Below are 13,703 nucleotides of genomic sequence, written 5' to 3' on the forward strand. Positions count from 1 at the left end.
TTAAAAAATTGATATTATATTAAATAATTAACTTTTTATTAAATAGTAGAAAAGGGGATATGATTATATTTAATTTTAAGGATAAATTTAGTTATTCTTATTTGCTGGAAGTTTTAAAAGAAAATGATCCTAATATAGTTGGTTTAGATATTAGGGGTAATTTTACGTCTAAGCAATTTATAGAATTATTTGAAGCATTAAAGGAAAATAGCACAGTTAAAAAATTGATTCTTAGGGGGAAAGCTTATAAATGTGATTTACATGATAAAAATATATATTTAGGTTTAAGCAGTTTTTTATAAAATAATAAAACTATTGAAGAGCTTACCTTATATCATACTGATATTCAAGATAATGGTATTAAATCTATAGCTAATGCTTTAGAAGAAAATAATAGCTTAAAATATTTTAAAATATGTGGGCATAGTCTAAAAGCAACAGGTGAAATAGCTTTATTTAATGGGACATGAAAGTATAATTATGTATAGCTCCAACCAATAAGGTTGATACATGAAATTGTCATCCCGCGACTTAATCGCGGGATCCAGTTAAAAATACTAATAAAATTAGTATTTTTTATTATTTTCTGGATACCGTGGTCAAGCCACGGTATGTGTAGAAGTCAAGATTTGATCTTACAGGCACTATAAAAATTATATCTGAATATCTGATAAATTATGACTGTCAGATGAGTATTCAAGATATAAGATTTCATTGTTCTTTTCAATAGCTAATTTCTTACTATCCTTAAAAGTTTGCATAGGCGTTTTACCATAACAATATTTTCCTGAATGTGGTCGCTCATTATTGAAATGCTCTAACCAAATATCAAGATCTAATTGTAAATCATCAAGATCAGTGTAGATCTTTTTCCGCATAGCTGTATCAAAGAATTCTTGTTTCATAGTTTTATTAAAACGTTCACACATACCATTTGTTTGAGGAGAATATGCTTTAGTAATAGTATGTTCTATACCTTCGATACTTAGAAATAATTCAAAAGCATGATGCTCTATATTTCCCTTATATTCTGACCCACAATCTGTCAGAATACGAAGTATTGGTATGCCTTGAGTTTCATACCATGGTAACACGCGGTCATTAAGCATATCAGCAGCAGTTAAAGCTGTTTTATCAGTATATAGTTTAGCATCAGCTACTCTGCTATAGCTATCAATAAATACCTGAGAATAAACCTTACCTATACCCTTAAAATTTCCTACATAATATGTATCTTGGCATCCTAGATAACCTGAATGCTGTGTCTCAATCTCGCCATGGGCTTCTTTTTCGCTACGTCGTTTCTCTAGTACTTGTAACTGAGATTCAGTAAGTACAATACCATCCTGAGCCATCCTTGCTTCTAATGCTTTAAGCCTTTTATTGATATTGTTTAAATCATTACGTAACCAAATTGATCTCACTCCTCCAGGTGATACAAGTATACCGCTCTTCTTAAGCTCATTTGATACTCGAATCTGTCCATATGCTGGATATTCTATTGCCATATCCATTACTGCCTTCTCTATCTCTGGATCAACTCTATTCGCTATTATTGGCTTCTTCCGGCTAATCTCATACAACGCTTCTTCACCACCAGTTTCATACAGTTCTTTAAATAATTAATTTATTTTACTAAATGTAAGATAAAATCTCAACTATTACACGTATGACACCGAGGGCGTTTTTTGATCCACGCGGGCAATGTCTTCCCGCGTAGGCGGGAATCCAGTATAAAGCGAGATAACCTAAACTTTTAATCTCTTAGGGTTTAATTCCCCGAAGGTCTGCTTCGTGATATACTAGATGCATGGAAGAAAGCAGTTATATACATAAAAGTGATAATGTCACAGTACTAATATATCATTTAGTAACACCGGCAAAGTATAGAAGAGTAATATTCAAAGAGGAACTAGACGATTATTTATGTAAAATTTGTGAGGACATAGAAGCTCGTTATGAAATTAGATTTTTGGAAATAGGAGTAGATAAAGAACATGTACATTTTTTACTACAGTCAATACCAATGTATAGCCCAACAAAAATAACTCAAATCATAAAAAGTATTACATCTAAGGAAATGTTTAAGAAATATCCAAATCTTAAAGAAAAATTATGGGGAAGTGAGTTTTGGAGTAAAGGATATTTTATGAGCACAGTAGGTAAACATGGTGATGAGCGGAAATTACGTAATTATGTAAAAAATCAAGGTTCAGGCAAACCTTCTTATAAAGCATTTCAACAAAAACAGTTAAAACTTTTTGGATAGATACCTCGTAGCTCTGCTGCGAGGAGTATCATTTTTTAAAAATTTGCTACTTTTATGTTTATTTTTCTGGATTCCTGCTTTCGCAGGAATGACATCGGAACTACGCAACAATGCCTATGCAGGAATGACATCCAGGACGTTTTTCGATCCACACAGGCAATCCCATCATATTAGTTAAATCCTAACTAATATATGTCTTTTCTTACCAGCAGAGAGTTTAATAACATTATTCTCAAGTAAGAAAGTAGTATTAATTACCATATTTTCGTCTTCTACAAGCTCATCATTCACCTTAGCACCTTTTCCCCTAATAAGCTTGCGTGCTTCTGATTTAGAAGTAGCAAGACCTGTTTCATGAAATAGTTCGAATGCAGTAATACCCGCTTGTAATATTTCCGGCTCTAAAACTATAGTAGTCAAGTTCTCATCAATTTGTCCGTGCTCAAATATTTTTACCGCAGTTTCTAAAGAAATCTTAGCCTCTTGTTCTCCATGGCATAGTTTAGTCAATTCATAAGCAAGCTGCTTCTTAGCTGCATTAATATCTTCAGCTGCTAAATTTTCAAATGCTGTAAGCTCTTCACTTGCTAGCTCGCTATATAATTTAGCAAATCTAATCACGTCAGCATCTTCACAGTTACGCCAATATTGGTAATAATCATATGAGCTTAGCAGATCTTCGTTAAGCCATACAGCACCTGCAGCCGTCTTACCCATTTTAGCACCTGAAGCGGTTGTAAGTAAAGGCGTTGTCATGCCAAATACTTCGCTGCCACTTATTTTGCGAGTTAAATCAGCCCCCATTACGATATTACCCCATTGGTCACTACCACCAAGTTGCAAACTACAATTATAATGTTTGCTTAAATAGTAAAAATCATAGGCTTGCAGCAACATATAGTTAAACTCCAAAAAGCTTAAATGTTGCTCTCGCTCTAGCCTTAACTTTACTGAATCCATAGTTAGCATACGGTTGACAGAAAAATGACTACCGAAATCTCTTAGGAAATCTAGATAATGAAGGGAGTCCAACCACTCCGCATTATTAAGCATTATAGCATCACTTTCACCATCACCAAATCTAATAAATTTTGACAAGGATTTTTTGATCCCTTCAGCATTTTTTGTTATATCTTCTTTAGTTATAGTTTTACGTGCTTCATCTTTGCCTGAAGGATCACCGATTTTACTTGTACCGCCACCGATAATCACTATTGGCTTATGTCCATGCTTTTGCAATAATCGCAGTATCATTATTTGCATTAAACTACCGATATGCAAAGACGTTGCTGTACAGTCAAAACCGATATAAGCAGCGATCTTATTTTCTTTCGTTATACTAGTTAATCGCTCTAAATCGGTACATTGATGAAAATACCCTTTGTTTATAAATTCTTCTATAAAAGTCATATTATGTATTAGTTTTTTTAAATTATAGTTTGTTATGTAATGATGTCAATCCGAGTACTTTTTGTCATGTCCGCTTTTGTGGGAATGACATTGCATGTTTTTTTCAGGAGTTTCGCACTTAGAGCCTGTCTTGAAAGTGTATTGAGAACAAAAACAATACACTAATTCATAGCAAGCAGTTTACAATTTGTATAAAAAAGCAGTAATTTTGCTAAAAATTGTAAATTTTTTGATACATCAAACAGTGCTAAAGTAATATGTTGCAGTACTATTTAATGAGCATATTCGTCTTTCAAGATAGGCTCTTAGCAAAGAATATGGTAATCTAGAGAAAAATAGTTTTAGATAAAAATGACAAGATCAAAATGTAGCAAAGATTTATATCAATCGTTTTTACAAGCAAGTAGTGTAAGATATACTGGCAAAGCATTATCTGAAGTAAGCCCAGTAGATCTATCGCACGATAGTGCAAGTCGATGGTTAAAGAGTAAAGATTTTCGCCCTAGCGAAATCTATAGCAAAGTGTCAAAATATCTTGATCTAGAGGAGCCTTGTTTATTAGTAGGAGATGACACCTTATTGTCAAAGCAATACAGTAAGAGGATCGAGCTTGTAAAGTATCAATATTCTGGGGCTGTACATGATGTTATACCTGGTATAGGAATGGTAAACTTACTGCATTACAATACTCAAATTGATCAATCTACTCCTGTAGATTATAGAATATATGATAAAGAAACTGATGGCAAAACAAAGAACGAGCATTTTTGTGATATGCTTACTTTAGCTAAAGAAAGAGGTATCAATCCTGATGCCATAGTCATGGATGCTTGGTATAGTGGTTTGGATAATTTAAAACATATACGTAATTTAGGTTGGATATGGGTTACTAACCTAAGAAGAAATAGAAAAGTTAATCGTAATGTTAGCTTGGACACTTTGGAGATTCCCGATGAAGGGCTAAAAATTCATCTACGTGGATACGGTTGGGTAACGGTATTTAAGTTTGTGGCAAAAAATGGTCGCATTGATTACATAACAACTAATTTAGAAAACCCTACACGTGAGCAAATAGAGAAAATTGTTAAGGCACGTTGGTCTATAGAAGTTTATCATCGAGAATTAAAACAAACTTGTGGTATTGAAAGCTGTCAGGCACGCACGGGTCGAGCTCAAAGAAATCATATTTGCCTTGCTGTATTGGCATGGCTTGATATGAACAAAAGGAGGATAAATGAAAAAATTACTTTATATCAACAAACTTGGGAAGTTATAAAAACATCAATTCAGAATAACATTAGATGGCTTCTAACTGATATGCAATTTTCCTAAGTGCGAAACTCCTGTTTTTTACTCCACGCAACAAAGTCTATGTGGGAATAGCATAGAACTCATAAGACAGAACTTTCACAAAAATAACATCCTACAATATAAGCTATTTTTGCTATATTGTTAAGTAAATTGTCAATATTCAAGAGTGTCATTTAGGTAATAATTTTATATTTATAATATATTTTAACCTAAATTAATTTTAATTAACTTGTTAGTATTTTTAAACAATGATTTAATTAAATAAACTTAATAAGGAATTTTGATATGTCAAAAGATAATTATGGAAAAGGAAAGGCAAATACGCTTACTAAGGAGCAAAAAGAAAAAATTATTTTAGAAAGATTAGATTATGTTGAAAAAGATATAAAAAATTTAGAAAATTTTGCAGCAGGTCAATTTGTAAATAAAGTTAAAGCTAGTAAAAAACCAATTGATGTAAAGGATGCAGAATTTCAAAAGGAATTAAATGCGACAATAGAAACGGAAAAGAATCAAGAAAGTAAAACTGGAGGGGTAAATGCGGTAATAAGCCTTAAAGCAACCCTAACAGATTTGAGGGAGTATTTAGTAGAAAAAAAGGTTCTTCCAGAGGTTTCTGATGGAAAAGATTTTGAAGAATTTCCTGCAATAAAAGAAAGAATAAGTAATTATGGTAAAGAATTTCGAGAAAAGTTTTCAACTAATGAAAAAGTGAATACAGCAGTAAAAAATCGTGTTGAATATGAAATTACAAATTAATCTTTGGATTTTAAAGAATTAAAAAATGATCAATATATACCATTGGATAAAGAAGCCAATAAAATGCTTATTAATCAAATATTTAATCTCTTAGGGTTTAATTCCCCGAAGGTCTGCTTCGTGATATACTAGATGCATGGAAGAAAGCAGTTATATACATAAAAGTGATAATGTCACAGTACTAATATATCATTTAGTAACACCGGCAAAGTATAGAAGAGTAATATTCAATGAGGAACTAGACGATTATTTATGTAAAATTTGTGAGGACATAGAGGCTCGTTATGAAATTAGATTTTTGGAAATAGGAGTAGATAAAGAACATGTACATTTTTTACTACAGTCAATACCAATGTATAGCCCAACAAAAATAACTCAAATCATAAAAAGTATTACATCTAAGGAAATGTTTAAGAAATATCCAAATCTTAAAGAAAAATTATGGGGAAGTGAGTTTTGGAGTAAAGGATATTTTATGAGCACAGTAGGTAAACATGGTGATGAGCGGAAATTACGTAATTATGTAAAAAATCAAGGTTCAGGCAAACCTTCTTATAAAGCATTTCAACAAAAACAGTTAAAACTTTTTGGATAGATACCTCGTAGCTCTGCTGCGAGGAGTATCATTTAATGCTACAGAACATTTTGCAAAAGCTGGTCAAGCTGCAGCAAATTGTGGTATGTACACTGGTTTAACAGCTACTTATGGTGCTGGAGCAATATTTCAAGCTGTAACTGGTTTTGGTGCTTATGATCAATTTGCTGGTAAAGTAATGGGTGGTTACTCCGTTAATTTTGCTTTGCCAAAATTTGTAAGCGGTTTAGTAGCAAGTACTGCTAGTGCAATTTATTATCATCCTACTGCTGTTATGGCAGTTTTTGTTGGAGCAACACTTTTCGCTGCACCAGAAAATACAATAGAATGTGCAAAAAATGCATTCTGTACAGGAGTAGAGGGAGTTAAATTTGTAGGGCACAATTTAGCAGGTATAGGATACGGAGCAGCAGGACTATGTAATCTTGTTTATGAAAACTTACCAAGCCATAGCGAAGTATCTAATATAGCATCTGTATTAGAAGACAGTGCACTAGAATTAGTTGGTAATGGTATGCTTGCACTTGAGTATAACGTATAATACAATATAGTAATCTTATAATCGTTCATAAGCTAAGCGATTACAAGAATTCATTCTAGCATGAAGCTTGCTAGAATGGATTAACTCTATCATGTTATCAACTACCTTTCAATTTCTTGGTCACTTCAACTATTCTTTTTCCAAATAAATTAGCAGTAAGTAAATCACCTTTTGTAGGAGCAATATCGGGAGCGGATTTATGATTTGATTGGGTCATAAGACCGGACCAGCTACCTAAGCGGTTAGTTTTATCGTGGTCAGGCATTTCGTGATCGGCAAAATTTGGAGCTTTTTCAGCTTGTCCAACCCAAATCATACCATGTTGCATGCTTAAGTGAAATAGTTGTTGTATACTGCAAAGCTTATCGCCTGAATAAGAAGCAGAATTAGTAAATCCTGCAGCTATTTTATCTCTCCATTTTTTTGATCATTCCATTTTATTGAAGTAGAATCCATAAATGTTTTGAATGGTCCTGCTAAACTTCCCATATAAGTTGGAGCCCCCAAAATAATAGCATCTGCATTGTCCAATAAACTCCAATCTACATTATCCGGTTTATCTTTATTTATTTGAATTAAAAAGGTTTCTGCCCCTGCTTCCTTTGCACTTTTATTTATTTCTTCGGCTACTTTAACAGTATGACCATATCCACTATAATATACGATAGCTACTTTAACCATTATTTTATCCTTATAAATTTACCACAAATTCAGCTTCAGTTTTAGATTTTATTTCTTCAACAGTAACGTCGTCAGGTTTTTTAGAGAGCATCATTTTATCTTTATCGATATCAAAAATTCCAAGGTCGGTAATTACTCTATTAACTACTCTAGCACCTGTTAACGGAAAATTACATTCTTTTAATAATTTAGCACCGCCATCTTTGGCATTATGTTCCATTATAACAACTACTCGTTTGGTGTTAGCAACCAAATCCAAAGCCCCGCCCATACCTTTAACCATTTTACCCGGAATAGTCCAGTTAGCAAGGTCGCCTTTTTCTGAAACTTGCATAGCTCCTAAAATAGTCAGATCAACATGTCCTCCTCTAATCATCCCAAACGAAAAGCTACTGTCAAAATAACTACTTTCAGGCAAAACTGTTATAGTTTGCTTGCCGGCATTAATTAAGTCAGGATCTTCATCACCTACATAAGGAAAAGGTCCCATCCCAAGCATACCGTTTTCGCTGTGAAGCGTTATAGTTACGCCTTTAGGGATATAGTTTGCCACGTTAGTTGGCATACCTATACCAAGATTAACATATAATCCGTCTGTGAGTTCAAGCTCTGCTGTTATTTGATAAATTTGTTCTTTGCTCCAAGCCATTTATTTTGCTCTTGTTGTTAGTTGCTCAATGCGTTTTTCGTACTTTTTGCCGACGATCAGCCTCTGTACGAAGATATTAGGAGTGTGGATATGGTCGGGATTAAGCTCGCCAACTTCAACTATTTCTTCTACTTCGCAAACAGTGACTTTTGCCGCACCTGCCATTACTGCGTTAAAATTTCTTGCAGTTTTATTATAAATAACATTACCGCTTTTATCAGCTTTAAAACCTTTTATGATAGCAAGATCAGCGTGCAGAGCCGTCTCCATTATATATTTTTTGCCGTTAAATTCTTTAGTTTCTTTACTCTCTTCTACAATCGTTCCTATGCCGGTTTTAGTATAGAAAGCAGGAATCCCAGCACTAGCAGCTCTTATTCGTTCAGCAAGAGTTCCTTGTGGGTTTAATTCAAGCTCTAATACTTTGTAGAAGTCAAGATTTGATCTTACAGGCACTATAAAAATTATATCTGAATATCTGATAAATTATGACTGTCAGATGAGTATTCAAGATATAAGATTTCATTGTTCTTTTCAATAGCTAATTTCTTACTATCCTTAAAAGTTTGCATAGGCGTTTTACCATAACAATATTTTCCTGAATGTGGTCGCTCATTATTGAAATGCTCTAACCAAATATCAAGATCTAATTGTAAATCATCAAGATCAGTGTAGATCTTTTTCCGCATAGCTGTATCAAAGAATTCTTGTTTCATAGTTTTATTAAAACGTTCACACATACCATTTGTTTGAGGAGAATATGCTTTAGTAATAGTATGTTCTATACCTTCGATACTTAGAAATAATTCAAAAGCATGATGCTCTATATTTCCCTTATATTCTGACCCACAATCTGTCAGAATACGAAGTATTGGTATGCCTTGAGTTTCATACCATGGTAACACGCGGTCATTAAGCATATCAGCAGCAGTTAAAGCTGTTTTATCAGTATATAGTTTAGCATCAGCTACTCTGCTATAGCTATCAATAAATACCTGAGAATAAACCTTACCTATACCCTTAAAATTTCCTACATAATATGTATCTTGGCATCCTAGATAACCTGAATGCTGTGTCTCAATCTCGCCATGGGCTTCTTTTTCGCTACGTCGTTTCTCTAGTACTTGTAACTGAGATTCAGTAAGTACAATACCATCCTGAGCCATCCTTGCTTCTAATGCTTTAAGCCTTTTATTGATATTGTTTAAATCATTACGTAACCAAATTGATCTCACTCCTCCAGGTGATACAAGTATACCGCTCTTCTTAAGCTCATTTGATACTCGAATCTGTCCATATGCTGGATATTCTATTGCCATATCCATTACTGCCTTCTCTATCTCTGGATCAACTCTATTCGCTATTATTGGCTTCTTCCGGCTAATCTCATACAACGCTTCTTCACCACCAGTTTCATACAGTTCTTTAAATCTGTAATAACTATCTCTGCTATAGCCCATCGCTTTACATGCTGATGATATGCTACCAAGACTCTTAGCGAGTTCTAGTAATCCTAATTTTGGCTTTATTATTTTTTGATTTAAGTTCATTTCTTATCTCCATTTAATAATTAATTTATTTTACTAAATGTAAGATAAAATCTCAACTATTATATCTTATGCTTATTTAGCAGGAGTTTCGCACTTAGGAAAATTGCATATCAGTTAGAAGCCATCTAATGTTATTCTGAATTGATGTTTTTATAACTTCCCAAGTTTGTTGATATAAAGTAATTTTTTCATTTATCCTCCTTTTGTTCATATCAAGCCATGCCAATACAGCAAGGCAAATATGATTTCTTTGAGCTCGACCCGTGCGTGCCTGACAGCTTTCAATACCACAAGTTTGTTTTAATTCTCGATGATAAACTTCTATAGACCAACGTGCCTTAACAATTTTCTCTATTTGCTCACGTGTAGGGTTTTCTAAATTAGTTGTTATGTAATCAATGCGACCATTTTTTGCCACAAACTTAAATACCGTTACCCAACCGTATCCACGTAGATGAATTTTTAGCCCTTCATCGGGAATCTCCAAAGTGTCCAAGCTAACATTACGATTAACTTTTCTATTTCTTCTTAGGTTAGTAACCCATATCCAACCTAAATTACGTATATGTTTTAAATTATCCAAACCACTATACCAAGCATCCATGACTATGGCATCAGGATTGATACCTCTTTCTTTAGCTAAAGTAAGCATATCACAAAAATGCTCGTTCTTTGTTTTGCCATCAGTTTCTTTATCATATATTCTATAATCTACAGGAGTAGATTGATCAATTTGAGTATTGTAATGCAGTAAGTTTACCATTCCTATACCAGGTATAACATCATGTACAGCCCCAGAATATTGATACTTTACAAGCTCGATCCTCTTACTGTATTGCTTTGACAATAAGGTGTCATCTCCTACTAATAAACAAGGCTCCTCTAGATCAAGATATTTTGACACTTTGCTATAGATTTCGCTAGGGCGAAAATCTTTACTCTTTAACCATCGACTTGCACTATCGTGCGATAGATCTACTGGGCTTACTTCAGATAATGCTTTGCCAGTATATCTTACACTACTTGCTTGTAAAAACGATTGATATAAATCTTTGCTACATTTTGATCTTGTCATTTTTATCTAAAACTATTTTTCTCTAGATTACCATATTCTTTGCTAAGAGCCTATCTTGAAAGACGAATATGCTCATTAAATAGTACTGCAACATATTACTTTAGCACTGTTTGATGTATCAAAAAATTTACAATTTTTAGCAAAATTACTGCTTTTTTATACAAATTGTAAACTGCTTGCTATGAATTAGTGTATTGTTTTTGTTCTCAATACACTTTCAAGACAGGCTCTAAGTGCGAAACTCCTGTTTAGATTTAATAGATCCATTTTTATTCTATTCTGCTTATTCATTTGTAATGAATACTAACCTTGATAATATTCCGATGACTAATTTAGGAAGAGTGAAATATTTACCAGCTACCAGAGCTATACTTGCTCCATATGGTTTAGAGCGTGGTTTAGTTAATGGGGTCGTTGAAAGATAATTTTTGATAGTAAAATAAGAGGAAAGGAGGTAATAAATATTTTAAAAAAGAAATTCTGTTTAATATAGAGATAAATGTTATTCAATAGTGTAGTAATTTAATAGAGATTTGTTTACAGAGTTAGAATTTTTATTAATAAATTTCTTTAAGCCATTAAAGTTGTTAAAACCACTAATCGTTTTAAATTAAAACATATGGCATTCATAAATTCGGAGAATTGATTTTTGGCAATTCCTATATATCTAACCCGCTTATTATCTTTTGAAAATACCATCTCGAAAGGTGCTCTGATTTTCGTATAATATTTATCAAGGTCAAAATTCTTATCTTTCATATTATTTTTCTTTATTGCACAAAGATGGACTCCCTTTTTAGCTGCTGCATTCTTGGTAGAGATTGTACAATAACCTTTATCAACATATGTAGCACCAGAACTTGGCATAACATGCTTAAAACCTTTGCTATCGGTAACATTTGCAGGGGTAACTGCAACCTTATTGATCATGCCTGATTGAATATCAACACTCACATGTTTTTTATAACCATACCAAAATTTATTCCCTCCCTTACAGCCAATTTTGGCTTGTTTATCCTTTGCAACCTTAGGCAAAGTCTCATTATTCAATTTATCATATTTTTGTGCTCTTAGTTTATCACGTTCCTCCCAGAGATTAGCTTTTGAGATTAAATGAGAAGCATCTACAAAGGTAAATACTTCACCCATATAGCCTTGTACTCGTAGTTGATCGCGGAATTTTGTAAATATTTTTGATAGTAAATTAGTACCTATTTTTTTACGTATTTTACTAAATACACTATAATCAGGTGTCTTTTCTGTAAGAGCAAAATTACAAAACCATTTCGCCGCTGTGCTATCAGCTAAATAACGTTCTAATTCCCGATCAGATAAGTCTTCCATAAATTGTAGCAGCAAACATTTAAACAGCCTCTCTATACCATATCCTTTATAATTAGCTTCGCATTCTAATGCTAATAACTCAGCTTCAACTGCTTTGAATTTGAATAAACTTTTGAATTTACGATATTGATGATCCGCATTTACTAACTCATCTAAACTTACCATTAGCATTTGATACTCTGACATATAAACATATTTTTTATTTTTTTATTATACCTGCTACCCTCTCATCTCGCAACAGTCCCTTAATCATTTCGTCATTGATGATAAATATATCCAACTTAATATTAACTATGGGAAAAATCAAAAATTCAAGTCTTATGGCGTTGTAATTAAGGCAAATAACTTAGCAAAGTTTGATTTTATTTCTTTAGGTTTAGAAGCTGCTTATTGGAATCAGCCTAAAATGTTAACTGCTACTCCTTTAAAAGAAAAATGTAAAAAAGGTGGTTTTGGAGCTGTTAATTTTGAACTTAGCTTAAATGATACATTTAAAATAGTTGGTTCAGGCGGTTATAAAACAGCAGGATTTATAGAGGGTATGCCTTTAAAATCTTCAGCTATAGTTAGAGCAGGTCTAAAACTAGATTTATAAGCCTTAACATAACGAGTATACTCCTCCATCAACTCTTCATTTATACTAGGTATACCAGAGATAAAAAGTGATTTTCATCTCTGGTATAAATTAAATAATTATTTTTTATTATTCTCAAATGTATACTTGTTTTATTTGAAAAATTGGCTATGTTGTCTTTGTAACCCTCAGATGCTCACGTACTAAATGTACGCTCCGCTCCTCGTCTTACAGACTACATGCTCTTTTTCAAATAAAACTTCGTCTACCAACTTTTCATTTATTAGATGTATATGTATAATCATAATATTAAATAATGATATATAATTATATATGCTAACCGTTTTAGAGAAATTTCTATTTTCTCCTATCAAAGCTTTTATTAATATTCGTGAAGATACTACAGCTGCACTTAAAAGGCTTAGTATTAGTAATATTCGTGATTTGCTATTTTATTCCCCTGTTTCTTATCAAACAAAAACATTATCGCCTAATTTAACAGAGGTTAGAGAGGGTGATTTAATTCAATCAGAAGTAATAATTGAAAGTGTTAATATACCTAATAAAAGCCATCAACCTCTAAGAATTACAGCAAGTAATGATACAGGTTCATTGCTATTAGTATTTTTTCATAAACCACCGCCATTTATTTTTAATAAACTAAAAGTTGGAACTAAGCATATTATTAGCGGTAAAGTACAGTTTTTTGATCATCACATACAAATTTCTCATCCTGAGTTTATTGTTAATCCCAAACTTACAAACGAACTAGAGCCTATTTATTCTTTGACATATTTAATTAGTAACAAACAGTTATATTCATATATTATAAAAGCAATAGATATGTTTGAAGAGAAATGTAAGAGTGTGCAGGATAAAGAGGTAAGGGAATATTTAGAGGAGGTGCTAGAGAGTTTGAAAGTGTTGCATGTAAGCGATGGTGTC

At 32.8% G+C, this 13,703-nt stretch carries 15 protein-coding genes and 3 pseudogenes; 9 read left to right on the top strand and 9 right to left on the bottom strand.

Translation table 11 applies throughout. The features are described from left to right. The first annotated feature begins 59 nt into the window (after positions 1 to 59). A complete protein-coding gene (locus tag ACOAL3_RS01935; RefSeq protein WP_395476300.1) occupies positions 60 to 302 on the top strand; it encodes a hypothetical protein in 243 nt (80 codons plus the stop codon). Between the two features lie 351 nt (positions 303 to 653). On the opposite strand, the pseudogene ACOAL3_RS01940 reads toward ACOAL3_RS01935, so the two are convergent. Continuing rightward, positions 654 to 1,619 (bottom strand): annotated as a pseudogene (locus tag ACOAL3_RS01940) (IS481 family transposase); the annotation flags it as partial. 191 nt (positions 1,620 to 1,810) lie between these two features. On the opposite strand from ACOAL3_RS01940, the gene tnpA (ACOAL3_RS01945) reads away from it, so the two are divergent. Continuing rightward, positions 1,811 to 2,269 (top strand): IS200/IS605 family transposase, encoded by a 459-nt coding sequence (gene tnpA, locus ACOAL3_RS01945; RefSeq protein WP_419234618.1) that lies wholly within the window; start codon positions 1,811 to 1,813, stop codon positions 2,267 to 2,269. Positions 2,270 to 2,443: 174 nt separating this feature from the next. Here the strand turns inward: tnpA (ACOAL3_RS01945) and tyrS are convergent, their stop codons facing one another. Next, the gene (tyrS, locus tag ACOAL3_RS01950; protein WP_419235240.1) at positions 2,444 to 3,679 is read right to left on the bottom strand and encodes a tyrosine--tRNA ligase; all 1,236 of its coding nucleotides are present in this window, start codon (positions 3,677 to 3,679) and stop codon (positions 2,444 to 2,446) included. A 351-nt stretch (positions 3,680 to 4,030) separates the two neighbouring features. Between tyrS and ACOAL3_RS01955 the strand changes: the two genes are divergently transcribed. The 4 genes from ACOAL3_RS01955 to ACOAL3_RS01970 all read left to right on the top strand — a co-directional run bounded on the left by ACOAL3_RS01955 (position 4,031) and on the right by ACOAL3_RS01970 (position 6,885). Next, entirely contained in the window at positions 4,031 to 5,011 is a 981-nt protein-coding gene (locus tag ACOAL3_RS01955; RefSeq protein WP_419234551.1) for an IS701 family transposase, read from the top strand. 264 nt (positions 5,012 to 5,275) lie between these two features. Next, complete coding sequence (locus tag ACOAL3_RS01960; RefSeq protein ID WP_419235241.1) at positions 5,276 to 5,749, top strand: hypothetical protein; 474 nt, start codon at positions 5,276 to 5,278, stop codon at positions 5,747 to 5,749. Positions 5,750 to 5,885: 136 nt separating this feature from the next. Next, complete coding sequence (gene tnpA / locus ACOAL3_RS01965; RefSeq protein ID WP_419235156.1) at positions 5,886 to 6,344, top strand: IS200/IS605 family transposase; 459 nt, start codon at positions 5,886 to 5,888, stop codon at positions 6,342 to 6,344. Beyond that, positions 6,337 to 6,885 (top strand): hypothetical protein, encoded by a 549-nt coding sequence (locus ACOAL3_RS01970; protein ID WP_419235242.1) that lies wholly within the window; start codon positions 6,337 to 6,339, stop codon positions 6,883 to 6,885. Before tnpA (ACOAL3_RS01965) ends, ACOAL3_RS01970 begins: the two co-directional genes overlap by 8 nt. 97 nt (positions 6,886 to 6,982) lie before the next feature. Here the strand turns inward: ACOAL3_RS01970 and ACOAL3_RS01975 are convergent, their stop codons facing one another. The 6 genes and pseudogenes from ACOAL3_RS01975 to ACOAL3_RS02000 all read right to left on the bottom strand — a co-directional run bounded on the left by ACOAL3_RS01975 (position 6,983) and on the right by ACOAL3_RS02000 (position 10,840). Continuing rightward, positions 6,983 to 7,201, bottom strand: coding sequence for a transcriptional regulator (locus ACOAL3_RS01975; protein ID WP_395477658.1), 219 nt, complete (start codon positions 7,199 to 7,201; stop codon positions 6,983 to 6,985). A gap of 86 nt (positions 7,202 to 7,287) precedes the next feature. Next, entirely contained in the window at positions 7,288 to 7,566 is a 279-nt protein-coding gene (locus ACOAL3_RS01980) for a flavodoxin family protein (RefSeq protein WP_419235243.1), read from the bottom strand. 10 nt (positions 7,567 to 7,576) lie between these two features. Next, positions 7,577 to 8,215, bottom strand: coding sequence for a 3-oxoacid CoA-transferase subunit B (locus ACOAL3_RS01985; RefSeq protein WP_419235244.1), 639 nt, complete (start codon positions 8,213 to 8,215; stop codon positions 7,577 to 7,579). Continuing rightward, positions 8,216 to 8,641: pseudogene (locus ACOAL3_RS01990) on the bottom strand (CoA transferase subunit A); the annotation flags it as partial. Positions 8,642 to 8,679: 38 nt separating this feature from the next. Beyond that, positions 8,680 to 9,765 (bottom strand): IS481 family transposase, encoded by a 1,086-nt coding sequence (locus ACOAL3_RS01995; RefSeq protein ID WP_419235245.1) that lies wholly within the window; start codon positions 9,763 to 9,765, stop codon positions 8,680 to 8,682. 94 nt (positions 9,766 to 9,859) lie between these two features. Then, positions 9,860 to 10,840 carry an IS701 family transposase gene (locus ACOAL3_RS02000; protein ID WP_419234551.1) on the bottom strand — a complete coding sequence of 327 codons (981 nt, stop codon included), beginning with the start codon at positions 10,838 to 10,840 and terminating at the stop codon, positions 9,860 to 9,862. Positions 10,841 to 11,136: 296 nt separating this feature from the next. Between ACOAL3_RS02000 and ACOAL3_RS02005 the strand changes: the two genes are divergently transcribed. Further along, positions 11,137 to 11,265, top strand: a complete 129-nt coding sequence (locus ACOAL3_RS02005; protein WP_419235246.1) for a hypothetical protein — start codon at positions 11,137 to 11,139, stop codon at positions 11,263 to 11,265. 145 nt (positions 11,266 to 11,410) lie between these two features. Here ACOAL3_RS02005 and ACOAL3_RS02010 read toward each other — a convergent pair whose 3' ends face one another. After that, on the bottom strand, positions 11,411 to 12,370 hold the full coding sequence (locus ACOAL3_RS02010) for a transposase (protein WP_419234543.1): 960 nt from the start codon (positions 12,368 to 12,370) through the stop codon (positions 11,411 to 11,413). Between the two features lie 220 nt (positions 12,371 to 12,590). On the opposite strand from ACOAL3_RS02010, the gene ACOAL3_RS02015 reads away from it, so the two are divergent. Next, a complete protein-coding gene (locus ACOAL3_RS02015) occupies positions 12,591 to 12,779 on the top strand; it encodes a hypothetical protein (protein ID WP_041804889.1) in 189 nt (62 codons plus the stop codon). Between the two features lie 312 nt (positions 12,780 to 13,091). After that, positions 13,092 to 13,691, top strand: a pseudogene (locus ACOAL3_RS02020) (ATP-dependent DNA helicase RecG); the annotation flags it as partial. Positions 13,692 to 13,703: the final 12 nt, after the last annotated feature.

It is taken from the genome of Rickettsia endosymbiont of Nabis limbatus, assembly GCF_965196655.1.
Taxonomy (GTDB): Bacteria; Pseudomonadota; Alphaproteobacteria; order Rickettsiales; family Rickettsiaceae; genus Rickettsia.

Bases quoted from the DNA above. Each gene is read 5' to 3' on its own strand.
- ACOAL3_RS02005 (WP_419235246.1), top strand. From the start codon at position 11,137: ATGAATACTAACCTTGATAATATTCCGATGACTAATTTAGGAAGAGTG.
- ACOAL3_RS01955 (WP_419234551.1), top strand. From the start codon at position 4,031: ATGACAAGATCAAAATGTAGCAAAGATTTATATCAATCGTTTTTACAA.
- ACOAL3_RS01985 (WP_419235244.1), bottom strand. From the start codon at position 8,215: ATGGCTTGGAGCAAAGAACAAATTTATCAAATAACAGCAGAGCTTGAA.
- ACOAL3_RS02010 (WP_419234543.1), bottom strand. From the start codon at position 12,370: ATGTCAGAGTATCAAATGCTAATGGTAAGTTTAGATGAGTTAGTAAAT.
- tnpA (WP_419234618.1), top strand. From the start codon at position 1,811: ATGGAAGAAAGCAGTTATATACATAAAAGTGATAATGTCACAGTACTA.
- ACOAL3_RS01995 (WP_419235245.1), bottom strand. From the start codon at position 9,765: ATGAACTTAAATCAAAAAATAATAAAGCCAAAATTAGGATTACTAGAA.
- ACOAL3_RS01980 (WP_419235243.1), bottom strand. From the start codon at position 7,566: ATGGTTAAAGTAGCTATCGTATATTATAGTGGATATGGTCATACTGTT.
- tnpA (WP_419235156.1), top strand. From the start codon at position 5,886: ATGGAAGAAAGCAGTTATATACATAAAAGTGATAATGTCACAGTACTA.
- ACOAL3_RS01975 (WP_395477658.1), bottom strand. From the start codon at position 7,201: ATGATTTGGGTTGGACAAGCTGAAAAAGCTCCAAATTTTGCCGATCAC.
- ACOAL3_RS01935 (WP_395476300.1), top strand. From the start codon at position 60: ATGATTATATTTAATTTTAAGGATAAATTTAGTTATTCTTATTTGCTG.
- ACOAL3_RS02000 (WP_419234551.1), bottom strand. From the start codon at position 10,840: ATGACAAGATCAAAATGTAGCAAAGATTTATATCAATCGTTTTTACAA.
- ACOAL3_RS01960 (WP_419235241.1), top strand. From the start codon at position 5,276: ATGTCAAAAGATAATTATGGAAAAGGAAAGGCAAATACGCTTACTAAG.
- tyrS (WP_419235240.1), bottom strand. From the start codon at position 3,679: ATGACTTTTATAGAAGAATTTATAAACAAAGGGTATTTTCATCAATGT.
- ACOAL3_RS02015 (WP_041804889.1), top strand. From the start codon at position 12,591: ATGTTAACTGCTACTCCTTTAAAAGAAAAATGTAAAAAAGGTGGTTTT.